This is a genomic window from Micromonospora sp. CNZ322, from assembly GCF_007827755.1.
Genome location: NZ_VITD01000007.1, coordinates 38,757 through 56,131 on the forward strand (window position 1 = coordinate 38,757; position 17,375 = coordinate 56,131).

A 17,375-nucleotide genomic window follows, 5' to 3' on the forward strand; every position below is an offset into this window, starting at 1 on the left:
TCAGTCGGTCAGTGACCGGACATCCCACACCCACACACCGCCGGTGAAGACCGGTTGGATCCCGGTCAGCTCGGTCATCCCCCGGCGCAGCGCGGCCTCGTGCTCGTGTGGCCCGAGGATGACCACCCCGGCCCGCCAGTAGCGCAGGTCGTCGACCGCTCGGACCCGACTCTGCGGGGTGATCGGCGGCACCGCCCCGGTGCGCCGGATGGTGGCGAAGAAGCTGCTGGTGGGGCGGGGCGTCGCACCGAACAACGCGACCTTCGGCGGATCGGCGTTCGGGCGGGTGTCCGGGCCGAGGAAGTAGCCACGGGCCAGAGGCATGTCCAACCGGGTCGCCGCGGACCAGCGCAGCGGCTCGGCGTAGGTGGTGTCCGGCAACGGCAGCGTCACCACACTGCGCCCACCGGTCACGTACGACCGCCAGGCCCCACTGGTCACGAAGCTGGGGACCGGGTCGGGGCGGGCCACGGGCAGCGGGGTGGGAACGATCGGCAACAGGGCCATCGTGAGCACTGTGGCGCTGACGAAGCGGACCTGCCCCCGAGCGGCCGGGTGCGCCTCGGCCAACTCGCGGGCACGTTCGGCACCGTAGGCGAGCAGCAGCCCGATGATCGGGGTGATCGCCAACGCCCAGCGTGTCGGCACCACCGAGTGCAGGATGGGGAGGTTCTCCAGCGCCGCCCAGGGGCCCGGCACACCCGTACCCCGGTTGTCGAAGCGGACCTCCCGACCCAGCGAGAGCACCGCGAAGAGCAACCCGAGCGCGGCCAGCGCGAGCACCACGATCGAGCGGCGCAGCCACCAGACCAGGGCGATCACCAGCACCACGAGTGCCCAACCGAAGAAGCTGTTCTCCTCGGTCGGGTTCTTGGCCAGGCCCGCGGCGGTGCGTGCGCTACCGGCGAGTGATTCCCGGGAGTACGCGACGAACGAGGCCACGTCGCTGGAGTAGCCGCGGATCAGGCGGGACAGCCCGGAGTACGCGTCCGGTCCGAAGAACTGAACGTAAAGGGGGTACGCGAGCAGGAGCGCGGCGACCCCGGCGGCGACGGCCAGCCCGGCGATGAAGGGTCGGGCCCGCGACCGTAGATCCGGGCGGCCGAGGGCGAGCACGCCGACGGTCACGCCGAGCCCGATCGCGGTCATCAGCAGGATCTCCAGGTTGAGAAACGCCTGCCAGACGATGACCAGCGCGAGGAGGACCCCGTTGCGCAGCCAGCGGCCCTGTTCACCGAGTCGTAGCGTGCGCCAAATGATCAACGGGACGACGAACTGCGACACGATGTTCGGGTGCCCATTGGCGTGCGACACCATGGCCGGCGCGAACGCGCAGAAGCCGGCACCCAGCCACGCCGGCACCCGGCTGCCGATCAGAACCCGGGAGAGCACGAAATACCAGGCCGCGGCGGTGGCAATCATGCCGGCGGTGAGAAAGATCAGAAATGACGCACGCGGCCCGAACAACAGGGTGATCGGCGTCATTGGCAATGAAATGGATAATACGGACGTATTGGCCATCAGATTGACGCCGTCGGGGACGTTCATCTGATTGGAATGGAACGGATACGCAAAGTGCGTGACTACTCGCGTACCGTGGGCCATCATCCATTCGAACTGCGACTGATCGGACTGGTTGTCCCGCACATCGCTGCCCGGGTCCAGCCAGAGTCGACACGTGACCCAGAAGCCGAGCACCACGAAGCTCAGCACGGCGGCCAGATCGGCCCACATCCCCCTGCGGGAAGGCCGAACGGCACCGGAAGCCCCCTCCGCCGACGGCGCGGCGGCCGGGCCGCCGCTGTCGCTGGGCACGTCCGGTTCAGGAGTAGTCATGACAATTCATAGGGTAGTCAGCGTATGGCACCGCCGTGACATGTTTCGGGGTACTGCCGTACTATGTGCCGGGTTCGCCGACCGCCGATCACGAACCCACCCCCCGACCACAATTCGGCCACCCCGATGCCCCGATTCTTTCGCCCTCCCAGCGGATGATTCACTCTGTCGGTCCAGGCACGGGTCGAGTTCATATCGTGAGGAATCGACGCATGGCAGAAATCACTGGGGATCAGCGCGTGCAGTCCGAGGTGCTGGAAGGCCTGGCAACCGCTGTCAACCACCGTCGCTGGTTCATCGAACTGGCCGTGCCGTACCTCGGTGACGACCCGATCGAGATCGGCAGCGGTCTCGGTGACTACGCGCTGGAATGGTCCGAGCGGCTGCCGCGGTTCACCGCCACCGAGGCCGACCCGGACCGGCTGGTGCAGCTCAAGGAGCGCCTCGCCGGCCGTCCGAACGTCGACGTCCGGCAGATGCTGCTGCCGCACAACGACCGGGGCGACTACAGCGCCGCCGTCTCGTACAACGTCCTGGAGCACATCGAGGACCACGTGGGCGCGCTACAGAGCATGCGCGACCTGGTCCGACCCGGCGGCGCCGTGATCATCATCGTGCCCGCGTTCCAGTTCGCGATGGGCCCGGCCGACATCGCCACCGGGCACGTCCGCCGCTACACGAAGAAGACGCTCGGGGCGGCGATGACCGACGCCGGTCTGACCATCGAGAAGATGCACTACGCCAACGCGCTCGGGCTGATCGGCTACTTCATGGCCACCAAGGTCTTCCGGCTGATGCCGAAGGAGGGCCCGATGGTCAAGGTGTACGACACCCTCGTCCTGCCCGCCACCAAGGCCGCCGAGCAGCTCGTCCTCCCGCCGTTCGGCCAGTCCGTCTTCGCCGTAGCCCGCGTCCCAGCCTGACGCACCCATCCCCGCGATCTTGCACCGCACCTCGCGGTCACGTGCAAGATCGCGGGGTACGGATCATTCCTTGATCTGGTAGGTCGGGCGGATCACCGCTCGGGCCAGGGTGTGGAACGTCAGGTTGAAGCCGACGTAGGCGGGGCTGGCGTCCGGGGTCAGGTCCAGGCGGTCGACGTCCAGGGCGTGCACCGCGAAGACGTAGCGGTGCGGGCGGTCGCCGGGCGGCGGAGCCGCGCCGCCGTAGCCCTGCTCGCCGTAGTCGTTACGGACCGGGAACGCCCCGCCGAGGTCGGTGCCCGCCGCGCCACCAGCCCCGGTGGGCAACTGGGTGACGTTGACCGGCACGTTCACCAGCACCCAGTGCCAGAAACCGCTGCCGGTCGGCGCGTCCGGGTCGTAGCAGGTCACCGTGAAGCTCTTCGTCTCGGCGGGGAAATCCGACCAGGTCAGCTGCGGCGAGACGTTGTCGCCCCCGGTGCTGCCATGCGCGTGCCGGGCGTCCATCGGCTCGCCGTTCTGCACGTCGTCACTCGTCAGCGTGAACGAGGGCACCGTCGGCAGCAGCTCGTACGGGTCCGGGGCGATCGGTCGTTCCAGGGTCATGGGGACGCGTCCTTCCGATGTGCGGAGATACCAGCCCCTTCTTACCCCGCCACGGCCCTCCCGACGACCGGAAGGCACGCGCTGACCCAGTGTGGTTTCGCGGAGCTACGTTTGAGGTCGGGCAGCGTTCCTCAGGGGGACATCGTGGCCGGCATCTGGCGGGACTTCGTGGTGGCCGTAATCACCGCGTTCCGCCGCCGGGACGAGCGAGCCATCGCCGACGAACGCCGACGCGCTGTCGAGCGACTGGCCGAGGAGACGATCCGCCGGGCGCAGCGAGCCACCGACCCGCCGGAGTGACCGGAACGCGGGGCACCGGACCGCTTCGCCGCAGACCGTCAAGATGACCTGATGGGGCGGATTTTCGGGGCACGACCGATGGTTACCCCGGAGACACACCGACCCATTCTGTTCGAGATCTTCTTTGACCTGGTCTTCGTCTTCGGGCTCATCCGGGTTACCACGTTCATGAGCCAGCGGCCCGCGCCGGTGTCGCTGGTGCAGGGGTTCCTCGTACTCCTGCTGCTCTGGATCTCCTGGTTGGTCTACTCCTGGCTGGGCAACCACGTCCGGATCGATGTCGGGTTGATCCGTGCCGGCGTCACCGTCGCGATGGCGGCCGTCTTTCTCGTCGCTCTCGTCATCCCCGATGCCTGGAGGACCGGACCGGGTACGACGGAATCCCGGCTGATCCTGGCGCTGGCCTACATCGCACTTCGAGTCATCGATCTGGTTCTCTTCCGCTGGGTGGCGACGGGCAACCGGCAGCTGCGCCGGACCATTCGCCTCTACGCCCTCTCCACCGCGCTGTCCTGGATTCCGCTCGTCCTCGGTGCCGTGTTCGGCGGCACCGCACAGATCCTGCTATGGGCGCTGGCCCTCACCATCGACATGGGCGGCGGGGTGGTCTCCTCGGTGCTGAGCGGGTGGCCCGTACGCAGCCCCGGACACTTCGCGGAGCGACACAGCCTCGTGGTGATCATTGCGCTCGGCGAATCCCTGATCTCGGTCGGCGCCGGCGTCGGGGTACAGCGGATCCGTGGACCGATCCTGCTGGCCGCGCTCCTCACCCTGGCCATCACCGTGTGCCTGTACTGGCTCTACTCCGCGAGCGCGGCGACCTCCAGGCACGCGCTGACGACGGAGTCCGGGCTGCGGCGGGCCCACGTGGGTGCCGACGCCTACAGCGTTGCCCACTTCCCGGTACTCGCCGGGACCATCTACGTGGCGTTGGGAGTCGAGCAGGTGCTGGCCGGCCTGGCACATGAGGAGTCCCACGGCACCTCGGACTGGATGCCGGCCGTCGCGTTGTTCGGCGGAACCGCCCTGTTCCTCGCGGGCCGGGCGACGTTCCTGAGTCTCAGCGTCCGGTGCCTGCGACCGGGGCAGCTCGTCGCTCCCGTCGTGGCGCTGCTGTTGCTCCCCGTCGGGCGTTACCTTCCCGGCCTGGCCGCTCTCGGCCTGCTCACCGCGTTCCTCGTCGCGCTGCTCAGCTACGAGGCGTGGACCAGGCGGTCTGCGACGAACGAGCAGCCACAGACTTCACCGGAGTGACCAGGCTGATCAACGCGCCCACCCAACGAACCGCTCGAACAATTCGCCAGCGGCGACGGCGGGCAGCTCTGCGACTACCACCGCGTGCAGACTGCCCAAATACATGGACAGCCCGATCCGGTCCCGGCCGTACGCCTCGGACAGGCGTACTCGGGCCGGGGCGCAGGGCCATGGGGTGTCCTGCTCGCAGGTACGGCAGGTCCACTCGGGCCGTCGCGGGATGTGTTGGTCGGCGAGGCGGCTTGGCAGGACAACTGCTGCCCGTTGACCCTGTGCGGCTCGGGCTTGCACGGCCGCCCTGACGTTGGTGGGAACCTCGACCATCATCGGCCGGCACCGCCGTCGCGATGCTCGGCGGGTCGACGGCCGGCTTGAGCCAACAGCCGGGCCCGAGCGGCTTCCTGCTCTGCCCGCTGGATCGCCGGACCGGTGGCACCTCGCGGTGCAGAAACCGCCAATCGCCTAGCTTGGCGACGGAGCAGGTTGAACGGCCACATCATCGCGGTGCCCTCCCGTCTCAGGGGGCGGCGGCCATCGCCTCAAATCGGGGCGAGGCCGCACACCCACTGCATTCGTGAGAACACGCTAGGCAGCAAAGACGTGCGCAAAGGGTACGCAGCGTACCCAGCGACAGGAGGTACCCCTACAGCTCTGGCACCGCGATCCGGCTCTCCAACTGGATCGCCTCGGCGCGGATGGCCGCCGGTGCCTCCCGGGCCAGCCGACCTGCCAGCTCCTGAGCCGCTGGTGAGTATCGGACCGTCTCGGGAGAGGTCGACTCCGCGAGGCCCAACAGGTGAAGCGTCGCCTCCCGCGCCCCCTCCAGGTCGGCAGAGCGGGCAAGCTCGACGTAGTGCCGACCCCGCCGTTCGGTCGACGGAATCGACGCCGGATCAAGCGAATGCGCCCGTCGCTGTGCCTCGTCAGGATCGCCCAGGTCGACTGCGCACATCACCGCGTACACGTCGACCAAGGGTCGCGACACTCGGGTGCGAAGACCGACGAAGCCGGCCGGCAGGGCCTGCTCCACCAGCCGGCGGGCCGCATCCCAGTCGGCCCAGGCGCCCTGGTCACCGGTACGAGCCCGCGTCAACGCGGTACACAGGTGCAGGTCGGCCAGCATCTCGGCCCACTCATTGCCACCATCAGCGACTCGGGGCTCGATCAGACCGCGAGCCTCCTGTAACCGCTCCAACGCTTCATCGCCACGCCCGACCGCCCGCAGCAGGTGCGCGGCGTACCAGGTGGACTGGGCAATGGCTAGGGGCTCGTCGGCATCGAGGGCCGCAGCCATGCCGCGGTCGACGGTCAGCCAACACAGCTCGCGGTCACCGTGCCAAGCGAGGTATGCCTGCGCGAGGTGATGCGCCTGGGCGAGCAGAGCGAGGCTGGCACGCCGGTCCTCGCCGGTGTGCAGCCGGGCAGCTCGCTGAGTGGATTCGAGCAGCCCGGGAAGGATGACGCTCACCTCGGTGCGTTGGTGCCGAGAGGTGTGCCAGGTCTGCCACGCGGAGTCGACAGCGCCGCGCAGATAGTCGGGTGATTCCGGCTCACCGGACATAGAGATCTGCCATGCGGTCAGCGCGCGACGGACGTCGCCAATAGCGGGGTGACTGGGACGGCCATCGAGCGACAGAGTCACCTGCGGCCCGAAGAGATCACCGAGGTCGCGTACGCCGAGGTGCGGCGCGACCTGCTGCGCCGCCCGCAACGTCAGGCTCCGACGCCCGTTCTCCACGAACTTGATGGTGGTCGGTGACAGGCCGGCAAGGCCGGCGAGTTGCTCGCGAGACAGGCCAGCAGCTCGACGAAGCCGCTCGACGCGCTGGCCAGGGGTTGGTTGCTGATCCACCATGAGGCACCTCGCCGTATTGGGTACATCGCGTACCCCGACCGTACGCCGCGTTGAGGCAGCCGTCGATGCCCTGCCCGCCGTCGGCGCGCCCAGCGCTACTTGCGGAACTCAGCTCCCATCGAGGACACCCGTTCGTCCTCCAGAGGCGCCGCCGAATGTTTGCGTCCACCGCCATGCCAGCGGACTTGACGTGAACCCGATGCGTGTTGGCACGGCGTGGCGACTGCACCAAGCGCACCGGGCAGCGCCGCCTCGCTCATCATGGCTGCATGACGAATGACGAAGGCTCGCCGGGAGGCACCGAACCGGGGCTTGACGGCGAACGACCCAAGATCGTTCAAATCGCTTCAGTTTCGCTTCAAAGCGGGGAAGCTATATCAATAGCAGAGGGATTAACCGTTTTAGTTGGACCGAACAATGCCGGAAAAAGTCGACTAATACAGGAGATTCATGACCGGTTGACCGGGGCGGCAATCTATGGGCATTACGTACCAAAAGTCACCTCAGCTGTGCACTATGACGAGCACTGCACAGCTGACGATCTCGCAGAATGGATGAGGACCAAATACAAATCCCTACCGCCCGGCAGTTATAATCACGGACTGTATGGGGAGGAACATTTTCCTGTACCCAATCAGGGCAGCACGGCAATTCCAATAACTCAAATCAAACAATTATGGGGGAGACGCCTTGGTCACTTCCAGCCAATAGCACCCTTCCTTATGGCATACATGCCGGCTGGCAGTCAAGGCGGTTCGGTGGGGTCAGCGCCAACATATCATGTCGGGCGCGAAGCTCCGTCCAACCCTGTTCAGAGGCTGTTTTCCGACCGACGCTTAGAGGAGATCGTTAGTGCCGAAATGCTGCGGGCCTTCGGCGAGAAACTCGTCGTACACCGGTACGCCGGGAGCCAAATAAGCCTCCATGTAGGCGAGGTAGCCACGCCGGAAACGCCGCCGCCTGCATCCTTAGAATATTTGAGCGAGATAGAACGCCTACCCCTACTACAAGATCAGGGAGACGGTGTTCGCTCGTTCATGGGGGTCGTCCTGACATTGATTACGGCCGCCTATCCGATAGTGTTGATTGACGAGCCAGAGGCATTTCTCCATCCTCCGCAAGCATATATGCTGGGACAGTTCCTTGCCCGCCAGCACGACGCGGGCACCCAGGTGCTCGTTGCCACTCATAGCGATGACATTCTTCGGGGCATAGTATCCGTCAAGGGGGCCGAGGCCGCCGTTACCGTCGTGCGCCTCACTCGGTCGCCGCGAGGTAACCACGCTGCCCAGGTACATGTCCAGGACGTCCAGAGGTTATACGAGGACCCTCTCATCAAGTACTACGGGATTCTTGATGGACTCTTCTTTCATGGCGTTGTGCTATGCGAATCAGATTCAGACTGTACCTACTATCGCGCCGTATTGGAATCAACCGTGGACGTTCTGGATGGAGGGCATCCGGCAACAGCGCTCAGCCTGCATTTCGCCCACTGCGGCGGGAAATCCAGGATGCCTGACGCGGTCCGCGCCCTGCGAGCATCAAGAGTCCCCGTCGCATGTGCGGTCGACATTGACTTCTTACAGATGGATCACGATTTTAATGGCTTGGTGAGTGCCTGCGGCGGCGACCCGGCGGCGCTCGAACGTGATCGAAAAGTCGTCATTTCCGCCATCCTGGCAAGGAGCGAAAAAGTCGACAAGACAGTTGCGAAAGTCAAGATCGAAGAAGTCTTCGCGGGTCGTAGAGATGATTCTTTAAACGCTGGAGACATCAACAAGATCAGGAAGGTACTCACGGCTCGAAGTGGATGGCGGCTATTCAAGACAGTCGCCGACACAATACTGCGCGGCGAGGCAGCCACGGCCTATCATTCGCTCAACATCGCCCTTAAGGAACTTGGAATCTTCCTCGTACCCGTGGGTGAACTCGAAGGATTCCACAAGTCTATTCCGTCGGAGAATAAGGCCTTCTGGTTGAGAGAAGTTCTCCGGACCCAGGCGTATAGAGAAGCCCCCATAGCAACCAGTTTCGTCCGAGACATGGCCAACTTCGTCTGGAATCACCAGGACCAAACCGCAGTGGCCGATGGGCATCTTGTGGGAGGAGACGCTCATTAGATTGGTGAAGTCCAAGTTGGTCGACGCACTGAATCGAAGTGATTGGCGCCCCAGGCTCGGGCAGGGATCTTCTCCCGGCCCGGCAAATCTACCGGCAGGAGTTGCCTTGCGGCTACCCACACACCCGCAGGGATCATGCTCGGCTGGACCCTGCCACTCGCCTTTCACAGAAGCGCCCCGGCCAGCGTTCGCGCTGGCCAGGGGGCGTTTTTGCTGTCAACCTGGGCGGAGGGTGTGGGATTCGAACCCACGAAGACATCGCTGCCTTACCGGTTTTCAAGACCAGCGCCATCGGCCACTAGGCGAACCCTCCTGGGCCGCCACCCGTGGGCGTACGGCCACGCATAGTCTGCCACGGCTCGCTCCGGGCGGCCCGGCGTCCCTCCCCGGTTCCCCGGCCAGGCGGTCTGGGGTGTCCACTGTGGGCTGGACGGTGCGCCTGCGGCACCCGGGGAGATCGGGAAGACTGGGCCCATGCGAGCCATCACGATTCCGCAGCCCGGTGGTCCCGACGCGCTGGTCTGGGCCGAGGTGCCCGACCCGGAGCCGGGCCCGGACGAGGTGATCGTGGATGTGCGGGCCAGCGGAGTCAACCGCGCTGACCTGCTGCAACGGCAGGGGCACTACCCGCCGCCGCCGGGCGCGCCCGCGTACCCCGGGTTGGAATGCTCTGGGGTGATCACGGAGGTTGGCGCGGAGGTCGCCGGGTGGGCGGTCGGGCAGCAGGTCTGCGCGTTGCTGGCCGGCGGCGGGTACGCGGAGCGGGTTGCGGTCCCCGCCGGGCAGTTGCTGCCGGTGCCGGCCTGCGACCCGGTCGACGCGGCGGCGCTGCCCGAGGTGGCCTGCACGGTCTGGTCGAACCTGGTCCGGGTGGCGCGGCTCGGTGCGGGCGACACGCTGCTGGTGCACGGCGGCGGCAGTGGGATCGGCACCTTCGCCATCCAGTTCGGGGCTGCCCTCGGCGTGACAGTGCTGACCACCGCGCGGGAGGCCAAGCACGACCGGCTGCGTGAGCTGGGCGCGGCGCACATCATCGACTACCGGGAGCAGGACTTCGTCGAGGAGGCCCGGCGGGTCACCGACGGGCGCGGCGTCGACGTCATCCTCGACATCATGGGTGGGTCCTACCTGGGGCGGAACGTCTCCGCGCTGGCCACCGGCGGTCGGCTCGTGGTGATCGGGATGCAGGGTGGGCGCAAGGCCGAGTTGGATCTCGGCGCGCTGCTGGCCAAGCGGGCAAGCGTCACCGCGACGTCGCTACGGTCCCGTCCGCTCGTCGAGAAGGCGAAGATCGTCCAGGGCGTACGGGACGAGGTGTGGCCGTTGGTCGAGGCGGGCCGGATCCGGCCGATCGTGGACCGGCGGCTGCCGATGACCGAGGCGGCGGAGGCGCACCGGCTCGTCGAGTCGAACGATCACTTCGGCAAGGTGCTGCTCACCCGCCCGCCGGGTGGAGGGTCGGCCGTCAGTTGAGCGAGCCTTCCGAGTAGGTGTGCGTCAGTTGAGCGAGCCTGCCAGCGTCGGGTCGTCGGTCGGTCGGGGCAGCACCAGCCGGGCGCCCGGGCCCTCGCCGGCCAGCGTGTCCTCCGGGTTGTTGAGCGTGCAGCGCTGCAAGGACAGGCAGCCGCAGCCGATGCAGCCGTCCAGGTCGTCCCGGAGCTTGGTGAGCAACCGGATCCGCTCGTCCAGTCGGCTGCGCCAGCTCGCCGAGAGCCGCGCCCAGTCCTGCGGGCTCGGGGTGCGGGCCTCGGGAAGCGAGTCGAGTGCCTCCCGGATCTCGTCGAGCGAGACGCCGACCTGCTGGGAAATCCGGATGAAGGCGACCCGCCGCAGCTCGGCGCGGGCGTACCGGCGCTGGTTGCCGCCGGTGCGGTCGGCACGGATCAGCCCGAGTCGCTCGTAGTAGCGCAGCGCCGATGGTGCCACCCCGGAGCGGGCGGACAGCTCACCGATCGTCAATAGATCCGGCATCCCCAGGTCCTTGAGTTGAAGTCCACTTCAACTCACACAGTAGTGGCATGACCACCACACTGCCCACCGACAGCAGCGCCCGACTGACCGGGCTGATCCGACGACTGACCGGCGACGAGAAGCACGCGCCGAGCGCGCACTCCACCACCGACGTGCTCCAGGTGCTCTACGACCGCGTGCTGCGGGTCACCCCCGACACCGCCGACGACCCGGAGCGGGACCGGTTCCTGCTCTCCAAGGGTCACGGACCGGCCGCCTACTACGCGGTGCTCGCCGCGCACGGCTTCATCCCGGACGCCTGGCTCGACGACCTGGCCGGACCGGAGAGCCGGCTCGGTCACCACCCGGACCGACTCCTGGTGCCCGGGGTCGAGATCGGCTCCGGCTCCCTCGGGCACGGGCTCGGGCTGGCCGTCGGCACCGCGCTCGGCCTGCGCGCCCAGGGGCTGCTCAACCCCCGGGTGTACGTGCTGCTCGGCGACGCCGAACTGGACGAGGGATCCAACCACGAGGCGATCGCGTACGCGGGAGCGACAGGCCTCGACAGCCTCACCGCGGTCGTTGTCGACAACTCGTCGGCCAGCCACGGGTGGGCCGGTGGCATCGCCAGCCGGTTCACCGTCAACGGTTGGACTGCCGACACCGTCGACGGCCGGAACCACGAAGCCCTGTACGCGGCGCTGACCGGGCACCGACCACGACACCCGCACCTGGTGGTCGCCCGCACCGAGAGCAAGGGATGACCGACATGCGTACCGCCTTCATCGACACCGCCAACGCGCTCCTCGACGAGGATCCGCGTACCGCACTGGTGCTGGCCGACATCTCGGTGGCCCAGTTCGCCTCGGCCAGCCACCGCCACCCGGACCGGGTGCTCAACGTCGGGATCCGGGAGCAACTGATGATCGGGGTGGCCGGCGGGCTCGCCCTGACCGGGCTGCGTCCGATCGCACACTCGTACGCGACGTTCCTGGTAGACCGGGCGTACGAGCAGATCAAGTTGGATCTGGACCACCAGGGCGTGGGCACCGTCCTGGTCAGCATCGGCGCGTCGTACGACGGGTCGGCTGAGGGCCGCACCCACCAGTCGCCCGGGGACGTGGCGCTCTTCGACTCCCTCGGTGACGGCTGGACGGTCCGGGTGCCCGGCCACCCGGACGAGGTGGCGCCGCTGCTGCGCAACGCCGCGACCACCGACGATCCGATCTACCTGCGGCTCTCCGAGCAGCGCAACGCCGAGGCGTACCCGGACGCCACAGGGCTACGGGTGATCCGACGAGGCCTGACGAATGCGCCCCTCGTGGTGGCGGTCGGACCGATGCTCGACCCCACAGTGGCGGCGACCGAGGGAATGGACGTGACTGTGGCGTACACCCACACGCCCCGGCCGCTCGACACGCCCGGGCTGCGGGCGCTCGCCAACACCGACGTGGTGCTGGTCGAGCCGTACCTGGCGGGAACGTCGAGCGCGCTCGTCAGCCGGGCCCTGGCGGACGTACCGCACCGGCTGCTCGCCCTCGGGGTGGGTCAGACCGACCTGCGACGGTACGGCGATCCGGCCGACCACGCCCGGTGGCATGGCCTGGACGCCGACGGCCTGCGGCGGTCGATCAGCGGGTTCCTGGGGTCAGTTGGCGGCTGAGACGGCGGGGCGGCGGCGAGCGCGCTCGCGCCCGAGGATCCAGATCGCCTCGACGCCGTCCTTCCAGGTGATCTTCTTGCCCTCTTCCCGGCCGCGCGCCCGGTAGCTGATCGGCACCTCGTACGGCCGGATCCGGCGACGCAGCAGCTTGCCGGTCACCTCGGCCTCCATGCCGAAGCCGCGCGAGCGCACCTCAAGCGACCGGTAGAGCGCCACCGGCATCAGCTTGAAGCAGGTCTCCAGGTCGCCGATGTACGAGTTGAACAGCACGTTGGCCGCCATCGTGACGCCCTTGTTGCCCATCACGTACCAGAAGCTGTAGGCGCTGTGGCTGCCGAAGGTGCGATTGCCGTAGACCACCGTGGCGCGACCGTCGAGCACCGGGTCGAGCAGCTTGGGGATGTCCTGCGGGTCGTACTCCAGGTCGGCGTCGAGGATGACCATGTAGTCACCCTCGGCGCTGTCGACCGCCGTCTTGATGGCGGCACCCTTGCCGGCGTTGCGCTGGTGGGTGATGACCCGCAGGCGTGCGTCGTCGGCGCGACCGAGGACCTCGCCGGTGCCGTCGCGGCTGCCGTCGTCAACAACGACCAATTCGATCTCACAGGGATAGTCCACCGCCAATGCCTGCTTGAGGGCATCCGCGATGCGTTCTTCCTCGTTGTAGACCGGCATGAGGATCGAGAGCTTCACGGGGATCTCCACGGTGGCGGCAACACGTCGGCCATAGCCTAGCCTGGTTGGTTTGTTTACCGCGTACCGCTACCGCTGGGCAGTCGGCGCGGCGGCTTCAGATCAATGGTGTTTACTTCCGCCATGTCGGCTGCCGGCTCCCTGCTCGCGGCGGTTCCTGCCGCCGCGGTGCTCCTGCTCATCGTCGCGGCGATGCCACGCGAGGCTGGCGCGGTCGCACCGCTGCGGCTCGCCGTGGTGCGCGCCGTCCTGCTCACCGGGGCGTACGGGGTGCTCGTCGTCGAGGTGCTCGGCGCGTCGCACGCGCTGACCCGAGGCGCGTTCACAGTCGCCTGGCTGCTCTTCCTGGTCGCGGCGGCAGCGGCGACCGGTCTGCGCTGGCGACGGGCGACCCGCCTCGGGCAGCCGCCCGCCGCCGCACCGGTGCCGGTCAGCGCTGCGCCGGCAGTCAGCACTGCATCGCGGCCGGTGCCGGTCGGCGCTGTGGTGTCCGGTGGCGGACCCGACGTGTCCACCCCGGCCGCCGAGCGCGGTGAGCCCACCTCCGCGCCGACCCGGGCTGGTCGAAGGTTCGCTGACCTTCGTGCCGTAGCGGTCGACGCGTGGCGTACGGCCCGACCGGGTGAGCGGCTCCTCGCCGGCACGGTCGGCGGGCTGGTCCTGGTAGAGCTGCTGGTCGCGCTGCTGGCCGAGCCGAACAACTTCGACTCGCAGACGTACCACCTGCCGAAGGTGGAGCACTGGGTGGCCCAGGGCGACCTCGACTTCTGGCCCACCGCCATCCACCGGCAGGTGACCATCCCGCCCGGAGCCGAGTACCTGCTGCTGCACCTGCGCCTGCTCACCGGCGGGGACCACCTGCACAACCTCGTGCAGTGGGCGGCCGGGGTGGTCTGCCTCCTGGTGGCCGCCCGGATCACCGCACAGCTCGGCGGCGGCCGGCGGGCCCAGTTGCTCACCGCGTTCGTGCTGGCGACCACGCCGATGGTGGTGCTCCAGGCCACCAGCACGCAGACCGACCTGATCTGCGCGGCGTGGGTGGCCTGTGCGGCGACAGTGGTGCTGGACGGGCTGAGTCGACGGACCGGCTGGGGCACGCTGCTCGGGCTGGGGGCGGCCACCGGGCTGACCGCGGTGACCAAGACCAGCGGCCTGATCGCGGTCGGCCCGCTGCTGGTGCTCTGGGGACTGGCCCAGTTGAGGCTGGCCCGGAGCAGGAACGCCACGTCGACCGATCCGGCAGCGGCGGGCGGGGGTCGGCGGTCCTGGCCGGTCGGTGGGCTGGCCCGCACGGTCGGCGGTTCGGTGCTGATCCTGCTGGTCGCGGCCGTGGTGGTCGGCCCGTTCCTGGCTCGGGTGACCGCCGAGTTCGGGCACCCGCTGGGGCCGCCCCGGCTGCGCGAGTCCATTCCGATGGAGCGGCACGACCCGGCGTCGATAGTGGTCAACGCGCTGCGGATCGGGCACACCGCGTTCGACACGCCGCTGGCGCCGCTGCGTCGTGCCGGGGCCGAGGTGATCATCAGCGGCGCCGAGGCGATCGGGGTCGACCCGCAGGACCGCGCGATCACCTTCGGGCGGGAGCTGTTCCCGGAGCCGGCCTGGTATCCGGACGAGGACCGGGTGGCGTTTCCGCTGGCCGGAGCGTTGGCGATGATCGGTGCGGTGATCGCGCTCGCCCGCCCACGGCGGATCGCTCCCGAGCGGGCCGGGTCACTGCGGGCGTACGCCGTGGTGGTGCTGACCGCCGTGCTGCTGCACACCGCGATGATCAAGTGGCAGCCGTGGGGTAACCGGCTGCTGCTCTACGCCGTGGTGCTCGCCGTGCCCCTCGCCGGCCTCGGGCTGGACGCTCTCCTGCGCAACCGTGCCGGTGGGCGTCGAACCGTTGCCACGGTGGCGGCCGTCACCGTGCTGGCCACCTCGGCGCTGGCCGGGGTGCTCGCACTGTCGTACGGCTTCCCGCGCCGGCTGGTCGGCGCCGGCTCGGTCTTCACCACCTCGGACTGGGACACCCGGTTCCTGCGCCGCCCCCAGTGGGCCGACGAGTTCCGCTGGGCGGCGACCGCGGTCCAGGACAGCGGTGCGCGGCGGATCGGGCTGGTGCAGCAGAACGACAACTGGGAGTACCCGTGGTGGCTGCTGCTGCGGCAGCCCGACGGCGGCTCACCGGACCTGGTGGCGTTGCAGTCGGTACTGCCGGAACGGCCGCCGGCCGACCCCTCCTCGGTCGACGCGATCGTCTGCACCGGCAACAAGGCGGCCTGCGCCAAACTCGTCCCGGCCGGCTGGCGGCTGGAGTTCCACGGCTACGTCGGCTACGCCCTGCCGCCGGGCCGCTGAACCAGAAGCCGGCCGCACTGCCGCCGGATAGCTGAACCAGAAGCCGCCCCGCGCTGCCGTGGCGCTGGCGCGCGGGCCCGGATAGTCCGATCCGGGCGGTTCCGCATCCGGCGCGCAAGGACCTGAAGCGCATTCACATCTGTTGATCCGCACGTTACCGTCTGGTAACTCAATCGACGTCCCGCGATTGAGCCGAAAGGAGTGCGTCGATGCCTGTAATCCCCGCCAGGCCCGAACGCGCGACCCGACGACGGGCCATCACCGTCGCCGTCGCCGTCGCCGCTCTCGTCCTACCGATGCTCGCCGGACCGGCCACCCCCGCCACCGCCGCCGACCGACCAGCGGTCCAACCACTCCCCGCCAACCTCGAAGCCATCCGGGCCGCCGAGGCGACCGCCCTCTACGGCAGCCCGGCGATCCGCCCGATCGAACAACGGCGTACCGCGTTGGTCACCATGGGTGACAGCGAGATCTCCGGTGAGGGGGTCGGCAACTACGTCCCCGGCACCCACCAGGACGGCAACTGGTGCGACCGCTCGTACGACCAGGCGGTCTTCCGCACCGGCATCACGTCGGACGCGCAGTACAACATCGCCTGCTCCGGTGCAACCCCGTGGAACCTGATCGCCGGCGGCCCGACCCAGCACAACGAGCTGAACCAGGGCGACTACCTGGGCATCAAGGCGCGCAACACGCACGTGAAGCTGATCTGGGTGGTGGTCGGCGCGAACGGTGACGGCACCATCCAGTTCGGTCCGGTCGCCACCGACTGCGCCGTCCGCCGCGTCTTCTTCCAGGGTGCCTGCTACCCCACCTACACCGACCAGTGGACGATCCGCACCGACGGCAGCCGGCAGGCCGTGGAGTCGGCGCTGACCGACATTCGGCAGACCATGACCAACGCCGGCTACCTGCGGTCGGACTACGAACTGGTGCTGATGTCGTACCCGAGCCCCGGCAGCCCCGACGTGGAGGACAACCCCAACTTCCCCGGCTGGTACTCCGGCGGTTGTCTGCTCTACCTGGCCGACGCGGCGTTCGCCCGGAACAAGGCGGTGCCGATGTTCGAGTCGGCGCTGCGCTCGGCCGCGGCGAACACCGGCACCCGCTACCTGGATGCCAGCCGGCTCTTCCACGGGCACGAGGTGTGCACCGACAACACCTCGGTCCGCGGCCTCTTCATCGAGGTCGGCATCTGGAACGAGAACGCCGCCCGACAGTCGTTCCACCCGAACGCCCGCGGGCACGGCATGTTCGCCCAGTGCATCACCCAGTTCTGGAACTCCGGGCAGACGCGGGCCAGCTGCGTCGACCCGGCCAGCACCGGCGGTGGCGTGCTCTACCCGGGGCTGCTGGAGTTCAAGCAACTGCGCAACGTGGCCACCGGCACCTGTGTCGACGGCAAGGGGTACGACTCCCGCAACGGCACCGCACAGCAGCCGTACTCCTGCCACGGTGGGCGCAACCAGGGCTTCTGGTACGACTCGACCCGACGGTCGTTGCACTCGGAGCTGTCCCACGACCGTTGCCTGGACGTCGCCAACAGCTCGATGACCGCCGGCACCGCTGTCAACATCTACGACTGCAACGGCACCGGAGCGCAGCAGTTCGTCTTCCTGGGTAACCAGATCAGGCCGGCGAGCGCCAACAACCTCTGCGTGGCGTTCGACAACCCGCTGCTGGGCAGCTCTCGCCTGCGGTTGGCGACCTGCTCCAGCAGCACCCGGCAGCAGTGGTCGTTCGAGGCCCGTACCGCCGCCAACCCGGTCGGTTACGGTCACGACGACTTCATCGGCTCCCGCGTCTACTGACGAGGGCAGGGGCCCTGGCGT

The 17,375-nt window shown here is 68.3% G+C and carries 14 protein-coding genes and 1 tRNA gene; 9 read left to right on the top strand and 6 right to left on the bottom strand.

Features of this window, described 5'->3' with window-relative positions; all coding sequences use genetic code 11:
* Entirely contained in the window at window positions 1-1,836 is a 1,836-nt protein-coding gene (locus FB453_RS17925) for a DUF6311 domain-containing protein (protein ID WP_145791743.1), read from the bottom strand.
* Window positions 1,837-2,048: 212 nt separating this feature from the next.
* On the opposite strand from FB453_RS17925, the gene FB453_RS17930 reads away from it, so the two are divergent.
* Window positions 2,049-2,759, top strand: a complete 711-nt coding sequence (locus tag FB453_RS17930) for a class I SAM-dependent methyltransferase (protein WP_145791745.1) — start codon at window positions 2,049-2,051, stop codon at window positions 2,757-2,759.
* A 63-nt stretch (window positions 2,760-2,822) separates the two neighbouring features.
* On the opposite strand, the gene FB453_RS17935 is transcribed toward FB453_RS17930, so the two are convergent.
* Complete coding sequence (locus FB453_RS17935; protein WP_112583826.1) at window positions 2,823-3,365, bottom strand: YbhB/YbcL family Raf kinase inhibitor-like protein; 543 nt, start codon at window positions 3,363-3,365, stop codon at window positions 2,823-2,825.
* Between the two features lie 144 nt (window positions 3,366-3,509).
* Between FB453_RS17935 and FB453_RS34255 the strand changes: the two genes are divergently transcribed.
* Window positions 3,510-3,665, top strand: coding sequence for a hypothetical protein (locus FB453_RS34255; RefSeq protein WP_186718369.1), 156 nt, complete (start codon window positions 3,510-3,512; stop codon window positions 3,663-3,665).
* 78 nt (window positions 3,666-3,743) lie between these two features.
* The gene (locus FB453_RS17940; RefSeq protein WP_222431370.1) at window positions 3,744-4,919 is read left to right on the top strand and encodes a low temperature requirement protein A; all 1,176 of its coding nucleotides are present in this window, start codon (window positions 3,744-3,746) and stop codon (window positions 4,917-4,919) included.
* Between the two features lie 643 nt (window positions 4,920-5,562).
* On the opposite strand, the gene FB453_RS17945 is transcribed toward FB453_RS17940, so the two are convergent.
* Window positions 5,563-6,774 (bottom strand): helix-turn-helix domain-containing protein, encoded by a 1,212-nt coding sequence (locus FB453_RS17945; protein ID WP_145791750.1) that lies wholly within the window; start codon window positions 6,772-6,774, stop codon window positions 5,563-5,565.
* Between the two features lie 269 nt (window positions 6,775-7,043).
* Here FB453_RS17945 and FB453_RS17950 point away from each other — a divergent pair, with 269 nt between their 5' ends.
* Window positions 7,044-8,894: an AAA family ATPase gene (locus tag FB453_RS17950; protein WP_145791753.1), complete on the top strand. Its 1,851-nt coding sequence runs from the start codon at window positions 7,044-7,046 to the stop codon at window positions 8,892-8,894.
* Window positions 8,895-9,120: 226 nt separating this feature from the next.
* Here the strand turns inward: FB453_RS17950 and FB453_RS17955 are convergent.
* Window positions 9,121-9,207, bottom strand: a tRNA-Ser gene (locus tag FB453_RS17955).
* 161 nt (window positions 9,208-9,368) lie between these two features.
* On the opposite strand from FB453_RS17955, the gene FB453_RS17960 reads away from it, so the two are divergent.
* A complete protein-coding gene (locus tag FB453_RS17960; RefSeq protein ID WP_145791755.1) occupies window positions 9,369-10,367 on the top strand; it encodes an NAD(P)H-quinone oxidoreductase in 999 nt (332 codons plus the stop codon).
* 24 nt (window positions 10,368-10,391) lie between these two features.
* Here FB453_RS17960 and soxR read toward each other — a convergent pair whose 3' ends face one another.
* The gene (gene soxR / locus FB453_RS17965; RefSeq protein WP_112583829.1) at window positions 10,392-10,865 is read right to left on the bottom strand and encodes a redox-sensitive transcriptional activator SoxR; all 474 of its coding nucleotides are present in this window, start codon (window positions 10,863-10,865) and stop codon (window positions 10,392-10,394) included.
* A gap of 47 nt (window positions 10,866-10,912) precedes the next feature.
* Between soxR and FB453_RS17970 the strand changes: the two genes are divergently transcribed.
* A complete protein-coding gene (locus FB453_RS17970; RefSeq protein ID WP_145791757.1) occupies window positions 10,913-11,608 on the top strand; it encodes a thiamine pyrophosphate-dependent enzyme in 696 nt (231 codons plus the stop codon).
* 5 nt (window positions 11,609-11,613) lie between these two features.
* The gene (locus tag FB453_RS17975) at window positions 11,614-12,507 is read left to right on the top strand and encodes a transketolase (RefSeq protein WP_145791759.1); all 894 of its coding nucleotides are present in this window, start codon (window positions 11,614-11,616) and stop codon (window positions 12,505-12,507) included.
* Here FB453_RS17975 and FB453_RS17980 read toward each other — a convergent pair.
* Entirely contained in the window at window positions 12,493-13,200 is a 708-nt protein-coding gene (locus FB453_RS17980) for a glycosyltransferase family 2 protein (protein WP_030487790.1), read from the bottom strand. The genes FB453_RS17975 and FB453_RS17980 overlap by 15 nt on opposite strands.
* Window positions 13,201-13,323: 123 nt before the next feature.
* Between FB453_RS17980 and FB453_RS17985 the strand changes: the two genes are divergently transcribed.
* Entirely contained in the window at window positions 13,324-15,543 is a 2,220-nt protein-coding gene (locus tag FB453_RS17985) for an ArnT family glycosyltransferase (protein ID WP_486480322.1), read from the top strand.
* A 209-nt stretch (window positions 15,544-15,752) separates the two neighbouring features.
* Window positions 15,753-17,354, top strand: a complete 1,602-nt coding sequence (locus tag FB453_RS17990) for a ricin-type beta-trefoil lectin domain protein (RefSeq protein WP_145791762.1) — start codon at window positions 15,753-15,755, stop codon at window positions 17,352-17,354.
* The last annotated feature ends 21 nt before the right edge of the window (window positions 17,355-17,375 follow it).